Source organism: Pseudoxanthomonas sp. SGNA-20 (assembly GCF_003931635.1).
Taxonomy (GTDB): Bacteria; Pseudomonadota; Gammaproteobacteria; order Xanthomonadales; family Xanthomonadaceae; genus Pseudoxanthomonas.
On record NZ_RRYK01000001.1, the window covers coordinates 422,023 to 439,943 of the forward strand.

The following is a 17,921-nucleotide window of genomic DNA, read 5'->3' on the forward strand; positions in this document are numbered from 1 at the left end:
GACGGCCAGCACGGCGCGACGCCGCTTCCACGAATCCCCAATCCCGGATCACGAATCCCGGCTTTTTCATACCGTCTGCTCCAGGATCCGCCAGCACAGTTCCTCGAAGCCGATGCCCAGCTGGGCCGCGGCCTTGGGCACCAGCGAGTGGCTGGTCATGCCCGGTGCGGTGTTGACCTCCATCAGCATGAAGCGGCCGTCGGCGTGGCGCATGACGTCCACCCGGCCCCAGCCGCTGCAGCCGGCGGCGCGGAAGCCTTCCAGCGCCAGGGCGCGGATCTGCGCTTCCTCCCCGCCCTGCAGGCCGGGGCACAGGTACTGGGTGTCCTCGGCGATGTACTTGGCGTGGTAGTCGTACCAGCCGGAGGCCGGGACGATGCGGATGCTGGGCAGGGCCACCTCGCCGAGGATGCCCACGGTGTACTCGCCACCGGTCAGCATCTGCTCGGCCAGCAGCTCGCCCTCGTAGCCGGCGGCGAATTCCAGCGCCGGCGCCAGCTCATCCTCCGAGCGGATCGGGAACACGCCGACGCTGGAACCTTCGCAGGAAGGCTTCACGAACACCGGCAGGCCCAGCTCGCGCACCGCGGCGGCCAGGTCGCCGCCGGCGGGGATGCGCACGAAGCGCGCGGTCGGCAGGCCGGCGGCGATCCACAGCAGCTTGGTGCGGATCTTGTCCATGGTCAGCGCGCTGCCCAGCACGCCGGGGCCGGTGTACGGCACGCCCAGCCCCTGCAGCAGGCCCTGGACCACGCCGTTCTCGCCGTCGCCGCCGTGCAGGATGTTGAACACGCGGTCGAAGCGCTCCTGCGCCAGGGCCTCCACCAGCGCGGGGATGCCGTCCACCGGCTGCGCGTCGATCCCGCGGACGCGCAGCGCCTCCAGCACGTTGCTGCCGGAATTCAGCGAGACCTCACGCTCGGAGCTGGTACCGCCCATCAGCACGGCGACGCGGCCGAACACGGCCGGGTCGGCGAAGCGCGGCGGCGGCAGGGCGGTCGCGCTCATGCCTTGCCTCCCTTGCCGAGGAAGCCCTCGGCCGCCACCTGCTGGGCGATGTAGCCGATGTCGCCGGCGCCCATCATCAGCAGCAGGTCGCCGTCCTGGAGCACGTCCGGCAGGACCTCGCGCAGCTCGGCCGCGCGCCCCACCACCACCGGCTCGCTGCGGCCGCGGGCACGGATGGCGCGGGCCAGGGCGCGCGAATCGGCGCCGGGGATCGGCTGCTCGCCTGCCGGGTAGACCTCGCTGAGCACCAGCGCGTCGGCTTCCGACAGCACCGCGGCGAAGGCATCGAACTGGTCGCGGGTGCGGGTGTAGCGGTGCGGCTGGAACGCCACCACCAGGCGCTTGTCCGGCCAGCCGCCGCGCGCGGCGGCGAACACCGCGGCCAGTTCGCGCGGATGGTGGCCGTAGTCATCGACCACCCGCACCTTCGCCCCGGAGGCAGTGGTGACCTCGCCCAGGTCGTTGAAGCGGCGGCCGATGCCGGCGAACTTCTCCAGCGCCGCCGCGATCGCCTGCGGCGCCACGCCCAGCTGCCAGCCGACCGCGGCCGCGGCCAGCGCGTTGAGCACGTTGTGCCGGCCCGGCAGGGCCAGGCTCACCGGCACGCTCACGCCCTCCGGCAGGCGCAGGGTGAAGCGCATGCGCGCGCCTTCCTGGACGATGTCCTCGGCGCGCACGTCGGCATTCTCGGCGGTGCCGTAGGTCATCACGTGGCGCGGGGTTTCCGCGGCCAGGCTGGCCACTTCCGGATCGTCGATGCACAGCACCGCCAGGCCGTAGAACGGCAGGCGCTGCAGCAGCTCGGCGAAGGCCGAGCGCAGGCGCGCGAAGTCGCCGCCGTAGTTCTCCAGGTGGTCGGCGTCGATGTTGGTGATCACCGCGATCAGCGGGTTCAGGCGCAGGAAGCTGCCGTCGCTCTCGTCGGCCTCGGCCACCAGCCACTGGCCGCCGCCCAGCTTGGCGTTGGCGCCGGCCGCCAGCAGCTGGCCGCCGATCACGAAGGTCGGATCCAGTCCGCCTTCGCTCAGCACCGCCGCGGTCAGCGAGGTGGTGGTGGTCTTGCCGTGGGTGCCGGCGACGGCGATGCCACGGCGGAAGCGCATCAGCTCGGCCAGCATCGCCGCGCGCGGCACCACCGGGATGCGCTGGCTGCGCGCTTCCATCAGTTCGGGGTTGTCCTCGCGGATGGCGGAGGACACCACCACGCAGTCGGTGCCCAGTACGTTGGCGGCCGAGTGGCCGCGCACGATGCGCGCGCCCAGGCCGGCCAGGCGCCGGGTGGCGGCGTTCTCGGCGGCGTCCGAACCGGACACCTCGTAGCCCAGCGTCAGCATCACTTCGGCGATGCCGCTCATGCCGGTGCCGCCGATGCCGACGAAGTGCACGCGCGGGAACGCGCGCACCAGGTTGTCGGTGTCGTGGAGGCGGCGGATCATGCGGAAACTCCAGGGGATCGGGGGGAAGGAAGGGCCTCTTCGAGCACGATCCCGGCGATGTGCCGGGCGGCATCGGGACGGGCCAGGCCGCGCGCGGCCACGGCCATGGCCAGGCGGCGCTGCGGATCGGCGGCCAGCGCGCGCAGCGCCGACTCCAGGTTCGCGGCCAGGCCCTCGCCCTGCTTGAACAGCAGCGCGGCGCCGTGCTCGACCAGGTATTCGGCGTTGCGGGTCTGGTGGTCGTCCACCGCGGCGGCGAACGGCACCAGCACGCTGCCCACGCCGGCGGCGCACAGTTCGGCCAGGGTCGAGGCGCCGGCGCGGCACACGACCAGGTCGGCCCAGGCGTAGGCCGCGGCCATGTCGGCAATGAACGCCTCCACGCTGGCCTGCACGCCTGCGGCGGCGTAGGCCGCATGGGCCTCCTCGCGCAGGCGCTCGCCGCACTGGTGGCGCACCTCGATGGCCACGTCGGCCAGCGCCGCCAGCGCCACCGGCACCGCCTCGTTGAGCGCGCGCGCCCCCTGGCTGCCGCCCAGCACCAGCAGGCGCAGCGGGCCGCTGCGGCCGGCCAGGCGCTGCTGCGGTTCCGGCAGCGCGGCGATCGCCTCGCGCACCGGGTTGCCGACCACTTCCTCGCGCGCGAACGCGCCGGGTAAGCCGGACAGGGTGCGGCGCGCCAGGCGCGCCAGCACGCGGTTGGTCATGCCGGGCGCGCGGTTCTGTTCGTGCACCAGCAGCGGGATGCCGGCCAGGCGCGCGGCCAGGCCGCCGGGGCCGGAGGCGAAGCCGCCGAAGCCGATCACCGCGCGCGGCCGGCGCTGGCGTAGCACCGCGGACGCGGCGCGCACCGCACGCAGCAGGCGCAGCGGCGCGGCCAGCAGGGTGGCCCCGCCCTTGCCGCGCACACCGGCCACCGGCAGGGTGTCGATCTGGATGCCGTGTTGCGGCACCAGGCGCGTCTCCATCGCGCCGGCTGCACCCAGCCAGGTCACCGGCACGCCCATGGCGCGCAGCTCATGGGCCACGGCCAGCGCCGGGAAGATGTGGCCGCCGGTGCCGCCGGCCATCAGCATGACCGGGCGCTCCTGCGCGGGAACATGCACGGCGCCGCTCATGCGAAGCCTCCGAAGGTCGGTTCCACGCGCGAGGTGCCGCGGCCGCCGGCCGGGGTGGCGCGCGGGGTGGTGCGCGGCGGCGCCGGGCGCGCGGCCAGCGGTGCGGAAGGCGCCGCCGGGGCGTCCGCGGCGGCCACCGGCACGATCGATTCCGGACGCAGGCGCGCCACCTGGCGCTCGGCGCGCTCCAGCTCGTAGGAGACGCGCAGCAGCAGGCCGATCGCCGCGCAGGTCATCATCACGCTGGAGCCGCCGGAGGAGATCAGCGGCAGGGTCAGGCCCTTGGTCGGCAGCAGGCCCAGGTTCACGCCGATCGAGACGAAGCTCTGCATGCCCAGCCACAGGCCGACGCCGAAGGCGATGTAGCCGGCGAAGTGGCGGCGCATCTCCACGCACTTCATGCCGATGTACAGGGCGCGGCCGACCAGCAGCACGTACAGGCCGATGACGCCGCACACGCCGACGAAGCCCAGCTCCTCGGCGATGACCGAGAAGATGAAGTCGGTATGCGCCTCCGGCAGGTAGTTGAGCTTCTGCACCGAGGCGCCCAGGCCCACGCCGAACCACTCGCCGCGGCCCACGGCCATCAGCGCGTTGGACAGCTGGTAGCCGGCGCCGAGCTGGTCCTGCCAGGGGTCCATGAACGAGGTGATGCGGCGCAGGCGGTACGGCTCGATGATCGCGATCGCCACCAGCGCCGGCAGCAGCACCAGGATGGGCGCGGACATGCGCGGCAGGTTGACGCCGCCCAGTACCAGCATGCCGGCGGTGATGCCCAGCAGCAGGGTGGCCGAGCCGAAGTCCGGCTGCGCCAACAGCATGCCGACCAGCAGCACCGCCACGCCCAGCGGCTTGAGCATCGCCGGCCAGGTGGCGTTGACCTCGTCGCGGAAGCGCACCAGGTAGCTGGCCAGCCACACGATGTAGATGACCTTCACCGCCTCCACCACCTGGAAGCGGGACAGGCCCAGGTTGATCCAGCGGCGGGCGCCGTTGACGCTCACGCCCAGCCCCGGCAGCCACGGCAGCAGCAGCAGCAGGAAGCAGCACAGCAGCAGCTGCTGGTTGTACTTCTCCACCAGCTTCAGCTCGGTGCGCATGGCCACCACCGCCAGCACCGCGCCGATCATCACGAACAGCACGTGCCTGACCAGGTAGTGGAACGGCCCCGCGCCCAGGTTCTCGGCGATGGCGATCGAGGCCGAGGCGACCATCACCACGCCCAGGCTGCCGAGCGCCAGCACGGCGAAGCACAGCCACGGGTCGTAGCGGCCGCCGATGGCCTCCAGCCGGGTCGCCTGGCGGGACAGGTCGTTCATCAGCGCACCTTCAACGTCGCCAGGCCGACCAGGACCAGCACCACCGAGATGATCCAGAAGCGCACGATCACGCGCGGCTCCGGCCAGCCCTTGAGCTCGAAGTGGTGGTGGATGGGCGCCATGCGGAACACGCGCTTGCCGGTGAGCTTGAAGCTGGCGACCTGGATCATCACCGACAGGGTCTCGATGACGAAGATGCCGCCCATCACCACCAGCACCAGTTCCTGGCGCACGATCACCGCGATGGTGCCGAGCACGGCGCCCAGCGCCAGCGCGCCGATGTCGCCCATGAACACCATCGCCGGGTAGGTGTTGAACCAGAGGAAGCCCAGGCCCGCGCCGGCGATCGCCGCGCAGATGATCACCAGCTCGCCCGCGCCCGGCACCTGCGGGATCTGCAGGTAGTTGGCGAACACGGCGTGGCCGGAGGCGTAGGCGAACACGCCAAGGCCCACGGCCACCAGCACGGTGGGCATGATCGCCAGGCCGTCCAGGCCGTCGGTCAGGTTGACCGCGTTGGAGAAGCCCACGATCCAGAAGTAGGCGATGGCCACGAACGAGATGCCCACCAGCGGCAGCGCGATCGACTTGAACAGCGGCACGTAGAAGGTGGTGGCCGCCGGCACGTCGGCATACAGGTACAGGTAAAGGCCGGCGGCCAGGCCGAAGACCGACTGCAGCAGGTACTTCCAGCGCGACTTCAGGCCGTTGGGATCGCGCTTGACGATCTTGATCCAGTCGTCGTACCAGCCGATCGCGCCGAAGGCCAGCATCACCAGCAGCACGGTCCACACGTACTTGTTGCGCAGGTCGCCCCACATCAGCACCGCCAGCATGACGGTGATCAGGATCATGGAGCCGCCCATGGTCGGGGTGCCGGCCTTGGAGAAGTGCGACTGCGGGCCGTCCTTGCGGATCGGCTGGCCGCCCTTGAGCTGGCCGAGCTTGCGGATCACCGCCGGGCCCAGCCACAGCGACAGGAACAGCGCCGTCAGTGCAGCGAGGATGCCGCGGAAGGTCAGATAGGCGAACAGCCCGAAGAAGTTCTCCAGGCCCTGCAGCCAGCGCGCCAGTTCAAGCAGCATGCGTAGCGTCTCCCTGCGCCAGCAGCGCGTTCACGATCCGGTCCATCGCGCTGCCGCGCGACCCTTTCACCAGCACCCGCAGGCGCCGTCCTTCGGCGCCGGCCGCATCCGCCGGCGCGCATGCCGCCAGGTCCGCGGCGATGGCCGCCGCAAGCGCCTGGTGGCTGTCGAAATGGCGGCCTTCCGCGCCGAAGGCACGCGCGGCATGGGCGCTCAGTTCGCCCAGCGCATACAGCCGGGCGATGCCGGCCTGGCGCGCGCGCAAGCCGGCGTCGGCATGCAGCGCCGCGGCCTCCGGGCCCAGCTCGCGCATGTCCCCCAGCACCAGCCAGGCCTCGTCGCCGCTGGCGGCCAGGGCGTCGATCGCCGCGGCCACCGAGCCGGGGTTGGCGTTGTAGCTGTCGTCCACCAGCACCACCCCGCCCGCCAGGCCATGCGCGACCTGGCGGCCGGCCACCGGCCGCGCCTGCGCCAGGCCCTCGGCGATCGCCGCCAGCGGCACGCCGCAGGCCAGGCCGATCGCGGCGGCGGCCAGCGCGTTGCGCACGTTGTGGCGGCCCGGCAGCGCCAGCTCGATCGCGGCCTCGCCCTGTGGCGTGGCCAGCACGAAGCGGCTGCCGTCCGCGCCCACCTGGACCTCGCGCGCGGTCACCTCGGCGCTGGCGTCCAGGCCGAAGCGCAGCAGGCGGCGGCCGGTTTCGGCGGCGCGCACCACCTGCTGCTCGAACCAGGCACCGAAGGCATCGTCGGCGTTGACCACCGCGGTGCCGCCGGCCGGCAGCGCGGCGTAGATCGCGCCCTTGGTGGTGGCCACGCCCAGCAGGTCGCCCATCCGCTCCAGGTGGGCCGGGGCGATGTTGTTGACCACGGACACGTCCGGGCGGGCGATGTCGGTCAGGTAGGCGATGTCGCCCGGCTTGCCGGCGCCCATCTCGTAGATGGCGAAGTCGGCGTCCTCCGGGGCGTCGATCACCGCCAGCGGCAGGCCGATCTCGTTGTTGCGGTTGCCCGGGTTGGCGTAGGCGTGGCCGGCCTGCCGGAGCACCGACAGCACCAGGGTCTTCACGCTGGTCTTGCCGTTGCTGCCGGTGATGGCCACCACCTTCGCGTCGCGGCCGCGCTGCATGCCGGCTGCGATCCGCGCCAGCGCAAGCTCGCTGTTCTCGACCAGCACCTGCGGTGCATCAACGTCCAGCAGGCGTTCGACCAGCAGCGCGACCGCGCCGCGCGCCAGGGCGTCGGCGGCGAAGTCGTGGCCGTCGAAGCGCTCGCCGCGCAGGGCCAGGTACAGGCTGCCGGGCTGCAGCGCGCGGGTGTCGTGGACGATGGCGTCGACGGCCGCGTCCGGGCCGTGCAGCTCGCCGCCGGCCCAGTGCGCGAGCAGGGAAAGCGGGGTGCGCTTCATGCCTGCACCTCCGCCGCGCTCCACGCGTCCAGGGCGGCGCGCGCCACCTCGGTATCGTCAAAGGGATGCCGCACGCCGGCGATCTCCTGGTAAGGCTCGTGCCCCTTGCCGGCGACCAGGACCACGTCCTGTGCGCCGGCCCGGGCGATGGCGCGGGCGATGGCCTGCGCGCGGTCGCGCTCCACCTGCACCGCTTCGGGCGCGGCGAAGCCGGCCATGATCCCGGCGACGATCGCGTCGCCATCCTCGCCGCGCGGGTTGTCGTCGGTGACGATGACCTGGTCGGCGTACCGTTCGGCGATGCGCGCCATCATCGGGCGCTTGCCGCGGTCGCGCTCGCCGCCGCAGCCGAACACACAGGCCAGCCGCGCGCCGGCATGCGCGCGCAGGCTGGACAGCGCCTGCTCCAGCGCGTCGGGGGTGTGGGCGTAGTCGATCACCACCAGCGGGCGCACGCCGTCGCCGCCGAGGCGGTTCATGCGCCCGGCCACCGGCTGCAGCCGCGACAGGACCGCGGCCACGCCCGCCGCGCCGTCGCCCAGCGCGTGCAGCACGCCGCCCACCGCCAGCAGGTTGTCGACGTTGAACCTGCCCAGCAGCGGCGACCGCACCGGGTACGCCTCGTGGCCGTCGTACAGTTCGAAGCCGATGCCGCGCGCGTCGAACTGCAGCGCGCGCGCCTGCAGGCTCGCATCCTCGCGGCCGCGCGAACTGACCCCGACCACGCGCACCCCGGCCGGAAGCCGCGCGGCCAGCGCCCGCGCGTAGTCGTCGTCCAGGTTCAGCACCGCGGCCTTGAGCCCCTCGCGGAAGAACAGCTTCGACTTGGCCGCGCCGTAGCTGGCCATGTCGCCGTGGTAGTCGAGGTGGTCGCGGGTGAGGTTGGTGAACACCGCCACGTCGTAGTGCACGCCGTCCACCCGGCCCTGGTCCAGGGCATGCGAGCTGACCTCCATCGCCACCGCCTCGGCGCCGGCGTCGCGCAGCTCGCCCAGCAGGGCGTGCATGTCCAGCACCAGCGGCGTGGTGAAGCCGGTCGGTCGCACCTGCCCGTGCAGGCCGGCGCCCAGGGTGCCGATGCTGCCGGCGCGCAGGCCACGCTGGTGCCAGGCCTGGGCCAGCAGCTGCACGGTGGACGTCTTGCCGTTGGTGCCGGTGACCCCGACCATGGCCATCGCGTGCGAGGGATGGCCGTGGAACAGGTCGGCCATCGCGCCCAGGCGCGAGCGCAGGCCCGGCACCGGGATCGCGTCCTCCGGCGCGGGGGATTCGGCCGGGGCCGGCGGTTCGAACAGGATCGCCGCGGCGCCCGCCTCGCGCGCCTGCGCGGCGAAGGCCAGGCCGTGGGTGCCGAAGCCGGCGATCGCCACGAAGGCATCGCCCGGGCGTACCTTGCGGCTGTCCATCACCAGCCCGGAAACGGCGATGTCGCGCGGCAGCGCGACGTCGGGCAGCAGGCGCGACAGGAGCATGGAGCGGCTCATGGCAGCCCCCCGGTGCCGGACATCGCCGGTGGCAGGGTCGGGTCCTCGGCGCCCGGGTCGTCGATCGCCTCCGGCAGCGGCGGCAGCGCCGCCTGGCGCTTGGCCTCGCCCTTGGCCTGCGCCGCCAGCCAGGTCTCGATGTCGTCCGGCGGCACGTCCATCACCCGCAGCGCGTCTTCCATCACCGCGCGGAACACGGGGCCGGAGACCAGGCCGGCGTAGTAGGAGCCGGCCTGCGGGTCGTTGATCACGACCACGGTGGCGAAGCGCGGGTTGGACGCCGGAACCAGTCCGGCGAAGGTGGTGGTGTAGCGGCGCGAATAGCCGCCGGCGGCGGCCTGGCGCGCGGTGCCGGTCTTGCCGGCGACGTGGTAGCCGAGGATCGCGGCCTGGGTGGCGGTGCCGCCCGGCTCGGTCACGGTCTGCATCATGCGCACGACCTGGTCGGCGATTTCCGGCGGCACCACCTGGCGCGGCTCGTTGATCTGGCCCTTGACGAAGGTCGGGGTGATCAGGCGGCCGTGGTTGCCCAGCGCGGCATAGGCCTGCGCGATCTGCAGCGGCGTGACCGACAGGCCATAGCCGTAGGACATGGTGGCCTTGGTCAGGCCGTCCCAGCGCGCCGGCGGGCGCAGCACGCCGGCGGCCTCGCCCGGGAAGCCGCTGCGCGGCGGGCTGCCGAAGCCGAAGCCGCGCACGAAGTCGTAGAAGTACTGGTCGCTCAGCTGCTGCGACAGCATCACCGCGCCCAGGTTCGAGCTCTTGGTGATGATGCCGGTGACGTCCAGCACGCCGTAGTTGCGGTGGTCGCGGATGGTGAAGCGGCCCAGGCCCATGTAGCCGGGGCTGGTGTCGAACTTGGTGCCCGGATGCACCTTGCCGGCGGCCAGCGCCGCGGCCGCGGTGATCGGCTTCATGGTCGAGCCCGGCTCGATCAGGTCGGTGACCACGCGGTTGCGGCGGCTGTCCGGGTTGCCGGTGACCGCGTTGGGGTTGTAGCTGGGCAGGTTGACCATCGCCAGCACTTCGCCGGTGGCCACGTCCAGCACCACCGCCGAGCCGCTGGCGGCCTTGTGCTGGTCCAGCGCGTGGCGCAGCTCGCGGTAGGCGAGGAACTGGATGCGGCGGTCGATGCTCAGCACCAGGTCCTTGCCCGGCTCGGCCGGGCGCACCAGGTCGATGTTCTCGACGATGCGGCCGTGGCGGTCGCGGATCACGCGCTTGGCGCCGGGCTTGCCGCGCAGCCATTCGTCGAACGCCAGCTCCAGGCCTTCCTGGCCGCGGTCGTCGATGTTGGTGAAGCCCAGCACGTGGGCCATCGCCTCGCCCTGCGGGTAGAAGCGGCGGAACTCGCGCTGCGAAGCCACGCCCGGGATGTTGTGGGCGAGGATCGCCTTGGCCTGGTCCGGGTTGATCCGGCGCTTGAGGTAGACGAACTCCTTGTCCGCGCGCTGGGACAGGCGCGTGGTCAGCTGGTCCAGCGGCACGTCCAGGGCCTTGGCCAGCTCCGGCAGGCGCTCGGGGTAGCGCAGCAGCTCCTGCGGGTTGGCCCAGATCGACTCCACCGGGGTGGACACCGCCAGCGGCTCGCCGTTGCGGTCGGTGATCATGCCGCGCGAGGTCGGGATCGGGATCTCGCGCACGAAGCGCGCCTCGCCCTGGCGCTGGTAGAACTCCGCGTCCACCAGCTGCACCCAGGCCGCACGGCCGACCAGCGCCACCGAGCACAGGCCCAGGGCGACGCCGACCAGCAGCATCCGGCCCCGCAGGTTGAACGGGGCGCGGTTGCGGTTGCGGACCGGGCGGCGCTCGCTCATGGGCGCACCACCACGATGTCCTCGGCCTCGGGGAACTTCATGCCCAAGCGCTCGCGCGCGACCTGGTCGATGCGGTTGGCCTGGGCCCAGGTCGCCTGCTCCAGCTGCAGGCGGCCGAATTCGATGTTGAGCTCGTCGCGCTGCCGCTCCAGCCGGGTCAGCTCGACGAACAGCTGGCGGTGGCGGTAGCGCTCGTAGACCACGGCGATGCCGGTGGCGACCGTGGCCAGCAGCAGGATGGCGACCAGGAAGCGGGTCATGCCGCGCGCCTCCCCTGCCCGTCCAGCTTCTCGGCCACGCGCAGCACCGCGCTGCGCGCGCGCGCGTTCACCTGCAGCTCTTCCTCGCCGGCGCGGATCGCGCCGCCCAGGGCGGCCAGCGCCGGCACGAACGCCTGCGCCTCCGGCAGCCGGCGGTTGGCCGGCGGGGCCTTGGCATGGCGGGCGATGAACTGCTTGACCATGCGGTCTTCCAGCGAGTGGAAGCTGATCACCGCCAGCCGCCCGCCCGGGCGCAGCGCGGCCAGGGCCGCGTCCAGCCCGGCCTCCAGGTCGGCCAGCTCGCGGTTGATGTGGATGCGGATGGCCTGGAAGCTGCGGGTCGCCGGGTGGCTCCTGTCCTTGCCGCGCGGCACCACGCCGGCGATCAGGTTCGCCAGCTGCGCGGTGCGGGTGATCGGCTCCTGCGCGCGCGCGGCCACGATCGCACGGGCGATGCGCCGGCTCTGCTTCTCCTCGCCATAGGTCCACAGGACCTCGGCGATCTCGCGCTCGTCGGCGCGCGCCAGCCACTCGGCAGCACTCTCGCCCGAGTCGGGGTCCATGCGCATGTCCAGCGGGCCGTCCTTGCCGAAGGAAAAGCCGCGCTCGGCCACGTCCAGCTGCGGCGAGGACACGCCCAGGTCCAGCAGGATGCCGTCCAGCTCGCGCGCCTCGTCCCACTGCGCCATGCCGGCGAAGCTGCCGCGGCGGATCGACACGCGCGGATCGCCACCGAAGCCGGCCTCGGCCACCGCGATCGCTTCGGGATCCTTGTCCATCAGCAGCAGGCGGCCTCCCGGACCGAGTCGCTCCAGCACGCCGCGCGCATGGCCGCCGCGACCGAAGGTGCCGTCCAGGTAGCGGCCATCGGGCAACACGCGCAGGCCCTCCAGTACCTCGGCGAACAGCACCGGCAGATGTGCCGCCGGCGCCGACGGGTCCGCAGGGTGGCCGGGCTGCGCAGTCCGCATCCGGTCCCCCGCCATCACAACCTCAGGTCGAGCATGTGCTCGCTCAAGTCCTCGTCGGACAGGGTCCGCTGGATCTGGGCGTGGTGTGCCTGCTCGCTCCACAGTTCGAACTTGTCGCCCATGCCCAGCAGTACCGCCTTCTTCTCGATGCCGACCGCCGCGCGGTGGCTGGCGGGAATGGAAATGCGGCCATTGCCGTCCAGCTCCACCGGGGTGGCGGCGCCGACCAGCTTCAGCTGCAGCTGGCGGTGCGCGGCACGGGTGCTGGGCAGCTTGTTGACCTCGTCGCGCACCCGCTCCCACTCCTTGTACGGGTACAGGTAGAGCGAGCCGGCCTCGAACGGGTTGTAGGTGATCACCAGGCGGTTGCCGCACTCGCGCGCGACCAGGTCACGGTAGGCCGTGGGAATGGCCACCCGTCCCTTGTCGTCCACTGTGATGGCGGTCTCGCCTTGGAACACTTCGCTACCCGCATCGGCTGCTGGGGCTATCCACGGAAAACCACGAAACTCCCGGTTTTCCCACTGGCGCCCACCTTAGCACCGCCAACAGGGTTGTCAACAGGCTGTGGAGCGCGAAATCGCCTGTCGCGTCAATGGCTTGCGAAGATGTTCACAGACAAGTTCAAAGGTTTTCCACAAGTCGCTGTTTAGTCTCAAATTTTGAGATTGGGCGGTTTGCGGGACCTGTTAAGGCCGCGTGGAGCCCTGATGGCCGGCCGGCATACGCCCCGGTGCGGAAACCGGGCAATTTGCGCGAATTGCGCAAGGCAGGCATCCCAGGCGATGGGATGCCTGCTCCGGGGGACGGAAAGGTAGGGGCATCAGACATGGCCCCGCCCCCGGACAGGAGGCGGGGCGGGATGGGGGCGGAGCCGGCCGATAAGCCGGGTTCTGTCGTGGACAGTCATTCCTCTAGGCGCCGCGTCACCGCGACGCTCAAGCAACCTACCCGGAGACACCGCGGGCCACGGCATCGTCTCCCTATTTGGTCTTGCTCCCGGTGGGGTTTGCCGTGCCGGCCTGTTGCCAGGCTCGCGGTGCGCTCTTACCGCACCGTTTCACCCTTGCCTGATCCCTTCGCCCTTGCGGGCTCCGGGCCATCGGCGGTCTGCTCTCTGTTGCACTTTCCGTCGGCTCGCGCCGCCCAGGCGTTACCTGGCACCGTGCCCTGTGGAGCCCGGACTTTCCTCGGCATGCTTGCGCATGACGCGACTGTCTGGCCGACTCCGCGGGGACGTATTCTACGGCTTCGCCGTACGAATACCCCACGCTTTGCTGAAGCAAAGCGCGGGCCCCGCGAATCTTCACCTCCAATCCCCCGCCGCTGCCGCGGCGGCCCCCTTACCAAGGGGGCCTGGGGCGAACGGAGCGGTGGCAAGGAGGGGCGTACATGCATATGTGTACCCGGCCGGGGGGCGTGCAGCGGGGTAACCCGGTTCCGGAGCGCCGCGGCTCCGCCCGGAGCCGGCGACTTGCGGCCGCTCCTCCAGCCCTGCACGCAGCCGCGGCTTACTCCCCGGGGCCGGCGCCGTAGAGCGCCTTGCGCGGTGCGCCGGTGATCTCCGCGGCCAGCTTGGCCGCGGTCGATGGCGGCAGCTGCCTGGCCAGGATGGCGTGGACGCGGCGACCTTCGGCCAGCCTGGCGTCGGCATCCTCGCCCACGCCCTGCACCACCAGCACGAACTCGCCCTTGCGCTGGTCCGGATCGTCCTGCACCCGCCGGTGCAGCTCGGCCAGGGTGCCGTCGAGCACGGTCTCGAACAGCTTGGTCAGTTCCCGCGCCAGCACCGCCGGACGCTCCTCGCCGAAAGCCTGGCGCAGGTCGGCCAGCGACTCCTCGATCCGGTGCGAGGACTCGTAGAACACCAGGGTGCGCGGCTCCCCGGCCAGCGCCGCCAGGCGCTCGCGGCGGGCGCTGGCCTTGGCCGGCAGGAAGCCCTCGAAGGCGAAGCGGTCGCTGGGCAGCCCGGCCACGCTCAGCGCGGCAATCAGCGCCGAGGGCCCTGGCACCGGGCTGACCTTCACCCCGGCCGCGCGCGCGGCACGCACCAGGCGGAACCCCGGATCGCTGACCAGCGGCGTGCCGGCATCGCTGACCAGGGCCAGCGACTCGCCGGCCAGCAACCGCGCCACCAGGCGCTCGGCCATCTGCGGCTCGTTGTGCTCGTGCAGCGCGACCAGCGGAGTGGAAATGCCGAAGTGCGCCAGCAGCTGGCCGCTGCGGCGGGTGTCCTCGGCGCAGATCGCCGCCACCTCGCGCAGCACCTGCTGCGCCCGCGGCGAAAGATCGCCGAGGTTGCCGATGGGCGTGGCGACGACATGCAGGGTGGCGGAGGGCATCACGGGTCCGGGCAGCGGGGGAAAGGTAGAATCCTAAGCCCTTTCCGAACCGCCTCCGGCCCAACGGATGGATATGCCGATTCCCGCGACGTCGAAGTCCCCGTCCTTCCGCCCGCGCCTGCTCGCCACCGGCCTGGCCGCGCTGCTGGCCGCCGGTTGCGCCAGCGTCCCGGCCACCACCTCCGCGCCGGAGCATGCCGCGGCCCTCGCCCTGCTGGAGCAGGGACAGGCCCGCGAAGCCGCGACCCGGCTGGAGGCGCAGGCGCAGGCCGCCAGCGGCGCCCGCCGCGAGGCCCTGCTCGCCGATGCCGCCTTCGCCTGGCACGAGGCCGGCGACGCGGCGCGCGCGCGCAGCCTGCTGGCCCAGGTCGACGCGCGCAGGGTGGCCGGCGCCAGCCGCGGCCGCCTGGCCCTGCTTGGCGCCGAACTGGCCATCCAGGACGGACGCCCGGCCGAGGCCGCCGCCGCGCTGGCCGGCGGCGATCCGGCCACGCTGCCGGCGGCGCTGCAGCCGCGCTGGCAGCTGGCCCGCGCGGCCGCGCTGGAGGCAGGCAACGACGCGCGCGGCGCCGCCGCGGCGCGCGCCCGCGCCGACGCCGGCCTGGCCGGCGAGGCGCGGCTGGAGAACCGCCGCCAGATCGACCGCCTGCTGGGCACGCTGGACGACGCCGGCCTGGGCGCATTCGCCGCCGCGCTGCCGGCCGGCGATCCGCTGTACAAGTTTGCCGCCCGGGCCATGGTGCAGCGCGGCCTGCCGCTGCCGCGCCCGCTGGATCCGGGCGAGGGCTGGAATTTCGACTCGCGCCCGCCGGCCGCCGCCGACGGCTACCGCCCGCCGCGCCGCCTGGCGGTGCTGCTGCCGCTGAGCGGACCGCTGGCCACCGCCGCCGCGCCGGTGCGCGATGGCCTGCTGGCCGGCTACTACGGCGAAACCCGGCAGCGCCCGGAGGTCGTGTTCTACGACACCGCCGGCACGCCCGCCGGCGCCCAGGCGGCCTATGCGCGCGCGGTGGCCGAGGGCAGCGACTTCGTGGTCGGGCCGCTGGGCCGCGACGAGGTCGGCGCGGTGTTCCGCGGGCAGGCACTGGAAGTCCCGAGCCTGGCGCTGAACCGCGGCGACGCGCCGCCGCCGCCGGGCCATGCGATGTTCTCGCTGGCGCCGGAGGACGATGGCCTGGCGGCCGCGGACTACCTGCTGGCGCGCGAGCGCCGCAACGTGCTGGTGCTGGCGGGCACCGACGAGAACGCGCTGCGCGCGGTGGAAGCCTTCCGCAGCCGGCTGGCCGACCGCGGCGGCCACATCGCCGCCACCCTGTCGGTGGGCGAGCAGCCGGGCGACCTTGGTGCCGCCCTGGTCGAGGCCGCGGCCGCCGGCGCGGACAGCGTGTTCCTGGCGGTGCGCGGCCCGCAGGCGCGGGCGCTGGCGCCGCAGCTGGCGCTGGCCGGGTTCGCTGCGCGCACCCGGGTCGGCACCTCGCAGCTGGCCTCCGGCACCGGTCGCGCCGAGGAGGACGCGGTGCTCGACGGCATCGTCTATCCCACCGAGGCCTGGGCGACCCGCGGCACCACCGGCCTGCCCGGCGCCAGCCGCGCGGCGGAGATGCTGCCGACCGCACGCGGCCCGGCCGCGCGCCTGTTCGCCTTCGGCTACGACGCCTGGCGCATCAGCGCCTACCTGGAAAGCCTGCTGTCCGGCACCAACGGCCAGCTGCGCGGCGCCACCGGCGACCTGCGCCTGGATGGCTTCGGCAACGTGGTGCGGCAGCCGGCCTGGGCCACCTTCAGCGGCGGCCAGCCGGTCCCGCTGGGGAACTGAGGCCGGCCCCATGCGGCGCCCAGGGACGGGCTCCGGACAGGTCGACCGCCGCGCCCGCGGTGCCCAGGTGGAGGCCGCGGTGCGGACGCGGCTGGAAGCCGCCGGCCTGCGTACGCTGGACCGCAATGTCGGCTACCGCGGCGGCGAGCTCGACCTGGTGATGCGCGACGGCGCCACCGTGGTGTTCGTCGAGGTGCGCTACCGCGCCGGCTCCGCCTTCGGTGGCGGCTTGGCCTCGGTCGATGCCGGCAAGCGCCGGCGCCTGGTCCGCGCCGCGCAGCTGTACCTGGCCGGCCATCCACGGCTGGCGGACTGCCCCTGCCGCTTCGACGTGGCCGAGGCCAGCGGCGATCCGGCGGCGCCCTCGATCCGCTGGCTCAAGGATGCGTTCCGCGCGGACGATGCCTGAGCCGCCATGCCTGCGGCCTACAATCCCGGGATGACAACCGCCCTGCCCGCGGCGCTGGACGCCGAACTTTCCGCCCTGCTCGGCCCGCAGGGCTGGCGCACCGACGAGGCCGCGCGCCGCGCCCACGGCGAGGATGATTCGCGGCGCCAGGCCCTGCCCGATGCGGTTGCGGTGCCCGCCGACACGGCACAGGTGGCCGCGGTCGTGCGCGCCTGCCGCGCACATCGCGTGCCGGTGGTCGCGCGCGGCGCCGGCACCGGCACCGCCGCCGGCGCGGTGCCGTTCGCCGGCGGCGTGGTGGTCTCGTTCGCGCGCATGGACCGGATCCTCGACATCCGCCCCGACGACCGCTGCGCGGTGGTCCAGCCCGGCGTGCTCAACGGCGACCTGCAGCAGGCACTGCAGTCGCACGGCCTGTTCTGGGCGCCGGATCCCTCCAGCGCCGAGCGTTGCACCATCGGCGGCAACCTCGCCTGCAATGCCGGCGGCCCGCGCGCGGTGAAATACGGCACCACCCGCGACAACGTGCTGGGCCTGGCGGCGGTGACCGGCACCGGCGAGGTCATCCGCTGCGGCGGCCCCTGGACCAAGGACGCCACCGGCTACGACCTCACCCACCTGATCGTCGGCAGCGAAGGCACCCTGGCCCTGATCGTCGAAGCCACCCTGCGCCTGCTGCCGCGACCGAAGGCGCAGGCCGGCCTGCGCGTGTTCTACCGCGACGCGGCCGGCGCCGCCGCGGCGGTCTCGCGGCTGATGCGCCAGCCGCAGGTGCCGGCGATGCTCGAGTTCATGGACCGCAGTGCGATCGCCCTGCTCCGCCGCAACGGCACGGACGTGCCGGACGCGGGCGCCATGCTGCTGGTCGAGGCCGACGGCGACGAGGACACCCTGCCGCTTGCATTGCAGGCGCTGGCCGATGCCGCCGGAGGCGAAGGCCTGCTGTCGCTGGACGTGGCCATGGACGGCGCCGCACGCGACCGCCTGTGGGCCGCGCGGCGCGCGCTCTCCCCGGCGCTGCGCAGCATCGCGCCGGGCAAGATCAACGAGGACGTGGTGGTGCCGGTGTCGCGCATCCCCGACCTGGTCGCCGCGGTCGAGGCGCTGTCGGCGGAGCATGCGCTGCCGATCGTGGCCTTCGGCCATGCCGGCAACGGCAACCTGCACGTCAACATCATGTACCACCCGGAGGACCCGGACGAGGACGCGCGCGCGCATGCGGCGCTGGAGGCGCTGTTCGCGCAGGTGATCGCCCTGGGCGGCACGCTGTCGGGCGAGCACGGCATCGGCGTGGCCAAGCGCGACTGGATGGACCGCGCCTTCGACGCGGCCACCCTGGCGGCGATGCGCGCAGTGAAGGCGGCGCTGGATCCGGATGGCATCCTCAACCCGGGCAAGGTGCTGCCTCCGGCGCACGGCTGAAACAGCACCCGCAATCGTTGGCCGGCAAG

At 73.1% G+C, this 17,921-nt stretch carries 15 protein-coding genes and 1 other RNA gene; 3 read left to right on the forward strand and 13 right to left on the reverse strand.

Annotated features, from left to right (window positions below; translation table 11 throughout):
- Positions 1 to 66: 66 nt before the first annotated feature.
- From EIM48_RS01880 to rsmI, 13 genes are all read right to left on the reverse strand, one after another.
- Positions 67 to 1,008 (reverse strand): D-alanine--D-alanine ligase, encoded by a 942-nt coding sequence (locus tag EIM48_RS01880; RefSeq protein ID WP_125110971.1) that lies wholly within the window; start codon positions 1,006 to 1,008, stop codon positions 67 to 69.
- Positions 1,005 to 2,444 carry a UDP-N-acetylmuramate--L-alanine ligase gene (gene murC, locus EIM48_RS01885; RefSeq protein WP_028915943.1) on the reverse strand — a complete coding sequence of 480 codons (1,440 nt, stop codon included), beginning with the start codon at positions 2,442 to 2,444 and terminating at the stop codon, positions 1,005 to 1,007. The genes EIM48_RS01880 and murC overlap by 4 nt, the downstream gene beginning before the upstream one ends.
- On the reverse strand, positions 2,441 to 3,562 hold the full coding sequence (gene murG, locus EIM48_RS01890) for an undecaprenyldiphospho-muramoylpentapeptide beta-N-acetylglucosaminyltransferase (protein WP_125110972.1): 1,122 nt from the start codon (positions 3,560 to 3,562) through the stop codon (positions 2,441 to 2,443). Before murG ends, murC begins: the two co-directional genes overlap by 4 nt.
- The gene (gene ftsW / locus EIM48_RS01895; RefSeq protein ID WP_125110973.1) at positions 3,559 to 4,881 is read right to left on the reverse strand and encodes a putative lipid II flippase FtsW; all 1,323 of its coding nucleotides are present in this window, start codon (positions 4,879 to 4,881) and stop codon (positions 3,559 to 3,561) included. The genes murG and ftsW overlap by 4 nt, the downstream gene beginning before the upstream one ends.
- Entirely contained in the window at positions 4,881 to 5,966 is a 1,086-nt protein-coding gene (mraY, locus tag EIM48_RS01900) for a phospho-N-acetylmuramoyl-pentapeptide-transferase (RefSeq protein WP_028915946.1), read from the reverse strand. The genes ftsW and mraY overlap by 1 nt, the downstream gene beginning before the upstream one ends.
- Positions 5,956 to 7,371 (reverse strand): UDP-N-acetylmuramoyl-tripeptide--D-alanyl-D-alanine ligase, encoded by a 1,416-nt coding sequence (murF, locus tag EIM48_RS01905; RefSeq protein ID WP_125110974.1) that lies wholly within the window; start codon positions 7,369 to 7,371, stop codon positions 5,956 to 5,958. The genes mraY and murF overlap by 11 nt, the downstream gene beginning before the upstream one ends.
- On the reverse strand, positions 7,368 to 8,855 hold the full coding sequence (locus tag EIM48_RS01910; RefSeq protein WP_026010510.1) for a UDP-N-acetylmuramoyl-L-alanyl-D-glutamate--2,6-diaminopimelate ligase: 1,488 nt from the start codon (positions 8,853 to 8,855) through the stop codon (positions 7,368 to 7,370). Before EIM48_RS01910 ends, murF begins: the two co-directional genes overlap by 4 nt.
- The gene (locus EIM48_RS01915; protein ID WP_019398568.1) at positions 8,852 to 10,672 is read right to left on the reverse strand and encodes a penicillin-binding protein 2; all 1,821 of its coding nucleotides are present in this window, start codon (positions 10,670 to 10,672) and stop codon (positions 8,852 to 8,854) included. Before EIM48_RS01915 ends, EIM48_RS01910 begins: the two co-directional genes overlap by 4 nt.
- Positions 10,669 to 10,932, reverse strand: a complete 264-nt coding sequence (gene ftsL / locus EIM48_RS01920) for a cell division protein FtsL (RefSeq protein WP_019398569.1) — start codon at positions 10,930 to 10,932, stop codon at positions 10,669 to 10,671. Before ftsL ends, EIM48_RS01915 begins: the two co-directional genes overlap by 4 nt.
- The gene (rsmH, locus tag EIM48_RS01925) at positions 10,929 to 11,903 is read right to left on the reverse strand and encodes a 16S rRNA (cytosine(1402)-N(4))-methyltransferase RsmH (protein WP_125110975.1); all 975 of its coding nucleotides are present in this window, start codon (positions 11,901 to 11,903) and stop codon (positions 10,929 to 10,931) included. Before rsmH ends, ftsL begins: the two co-directional genes overlap by 4 nt.
- Positions 11,904 to 11,917: 14 nt before the next feature.
- On the reverse strand, positions 11,918 to 12,364 hold the full coding sequence (gene mraZ, locus EIM48_RS01930; RefSeq protein WP_019398571.1) for a division/cell wall cluster transcriptional repressor MraZ: 447 nt from the start codon (positions 12,362 to 12,364) through the stop codon (positions 11,918 to 11,920).
- A gap of 405 nt (positions 12,365 to 12,769) precedes the next feature.
- Positions 12,770 to 13,133: RNase P RNA component class A (rnpB, locus tag EIM48_RS01935), an RNA gene on the reverse strand.
- Between the two features lie 281 nt (positions 13,134 to 13,414).
- Positions 13,415 to 14,245, reverse strand: a complete 831-nt coding sequence (gene rsmI / locus EIM48_RS01940; RefSeq protein ID WP_125110976.1) for a 16S rRNA (cytidine(1402)-2'-O)-methyltransferase — start codon at positions 14,243 to 14,245, stop codon at positions 13,415 to 13,417.
- 73 nt (positions 14,246 to 14,318) lie between these two features.
- Between rsmI and EIM48_RS01945 the strand changes: the two genes are divergently transcribed.
- Genes EIM48_RS01945 through EIM48_RS01955 form a run of 3 tightly spaced genes read left to right on the forward strand, consistent with a single transcriptional unit; the run spans position 14,319 to position 17,892 of the window.
- Positions 14,319 to 16,061 (forward strand): penicillin-binding protein activator, encoded by a 1,743-nt coding sequence (locus EIM48_RS01945; RefSeq protein ID WP_084220894.1) that lies wholly within the window; start codon positions 14,319 to 14,321, stop codon positions 16,059 to 16,061.
- 10 nt (positions 16,062 to 16,071) lie between these two features.
- A complete protein-coding gene (locus EIM48_RS01950; protein WP_019397180.1) occupies positions 16,072 to 16,470 on the forward strand; it encodes a YraN family protein in 399 nt (132 codons plus the stop codon).
- Between the two features lie 30 nt (positions 16,471 to 16,500).
- Complete coding sequence (locus EIM48_RS01955; RefSeq protein ID WP_125110977.1) at positions 16,501 to 17,892, forward strand: FAD-linked oxidase C-terminal domain-containing protein; 1,392 nt, start codon at positions 16,501 to 16,503, stop codon at positions 17,890 to 17,892.
- Positions 17,893 to 17,921: the final 29 nt, after the last annotated feature.

Bases quoted from the DNA above. Each gene is read 5' to 3' on its own strand.
- EIM48_RS01880 (WP_125110971.1), bottom strand. From the start codon at position 1,008: ATGAGCGCGACCGCCCTGCCGCCGCCGCGCTTCGCCGACCCGGCCGTG.
- murC (WP_028915943.1), bottom strand. From the start codon at position 2,444: ATGATCCGCCGCCTCCACGACACCGACAACCTGGTGCGCGCGTTCCCG.
- murG (WP_125110972.1), bottom strand. From the start codon at position 3,562: ATGAGCGGCGCCGTGCATGTTCCCGCGCAGGAGCGCCCGGTCATGCTG.
- ftsW (WP_125110973.1), bottom strand. From the start codon at position 4,881: ATGAACGACCTGTCCCGCCAGGCGACCCGGCTGGAGGCCATCGGCGGC.
- mraY (WP_028915946.1), bottom strand. From the start codon at position 5,966: ATGCTGCTTGAACTGGCGCGCTGGCTGCAGGGCCTGGAGAACTTCTTC.
- murF (WP_125110974.1), bottom strand. From the start codon at position 7,371: ATGAAGCGCACCCCGCTTTCCCTGCTCGCGCACTGGGCCGGCGGCGAG.
- EIM48_RS01910 (WP_026010510.1), bottom strand. From the start codon at position 8,855: ATGAGCCGCTCCATGCTCCTGTCGCGCCTGCTGCCCGACGTCGCGCTG.
- EIM48_RS01915 (WP_019398568.1), bottom strand. From the start codon at position 10,672: ATGAGCGAGCGCCGCCCGGTCCGCAACCGCAACCGCGCCCCGTTCAAC.
- ftsL (WP_019398569.1), bottom strand. From the start codon at position 10,932: ATGACCCGCTTCCTGGTCGCCATCCTGCTGCTGGCCACGGTCGCCACC.
- rsmH (WP_125110975.1), bottom strand. From the start codon at position 11,903: ATGCGGACTGCGCAGCCCGGCCACCCTGCGGACCCGTCGGCGCCGGCG.
- rsmI (WP_125110976.1), bottom strand. From the start codon at position 14,245: ATGCCCTCCGCCACCCTGCATGTCGTCGCCACGCCCATCGGCAACCTC.
- EIM48_RS01945 (WP_084220894.1), top strand. From the start codon at position 14,319: ATGCCGATTCCCGCGACGTCGAAGTCCCCGTCCTTCCGCCCGCGCCTG.
- EIM48_RS01950 (WP_019397180.1), top strand. From the start codon at position 16,072: ATGCGGCGCCCAGGGACGGGCTCCGGACAGGTCGACCGCCGCGCCCGC.
- EIM48_RS01955 (WP_125110977.1), top strand. From the start codon at position 16,501: ATGACAACCGCCCTGCCCGCGGCGCTGGACGCCGAACTTTCCGCCCTG.